Genomic DNA, 598 nt, shown 5'->3' with positions numbered 1-598 from the left:
ACTACGGCTGCGGAAATTGCTCAAAAATTATATTGTGTTCCTACATGTGAAAAAAAGAATGTTTTAGGTAAGCTTTTGACAAATCCAGATTTTGTTTCGGTTATTGTTTTTACTCGAACCAAATACTGTGCTGATGCTGTCACGCGGAATTTAGCAAGTAGAGGATATTCTGTTGCGACAATTCATGGAAATAAATCACAAAGTGCTCGGCAGTCTGCATTGAAAGCTTTTCGTGAAAGATCAGTACGGATTCTTGTTGCAACAGATATTGCAGCGCGTGGTATTGATATACCAGGCATAAGCCACGTTATTAATTACGATTTACCAGATGAAGCTGAAAGTTATGTGCATCGTATTGGTCGCACAGGACGCAATGGCGCATCTGGTGAGGCACTAACACTTTTTGATGAAGGTGTGGAGCAGATGCGGTTGCGTGCTGTAGAGCGCTTGATTTGTATGAGATTGGTGCGTGAAACTATACCAGAACAGTTTGCTGCTTTTCCAGAAAAGCCTCTTGTGATAGAAGGGATAGAAAAAGAAAACATTAAGGGACCTCATTTTAGAAAATCTAAGCGTCAGAAATGGTTTAAGAGTCACA

1 protein-coding gene is annotated in these 598 nt (G+C 40.3%); it reads left to right on the top strand.

What is annotated here, in order from left to right:
- On the top strand, positions 1 to 598 hold a 598-nt coding region (locus ACFIO5_RS10825), incomplete at both ends, for a helicase-related protein (protein WP_375705401.1).

This window comes from Bartonella sp. AA86SXKL (assembly GCF_042196885.1).
Note: the sequence above shows the minus strand (reverse complement) of the source record. Positions and strands in the feature narration are given on the sequence as shown.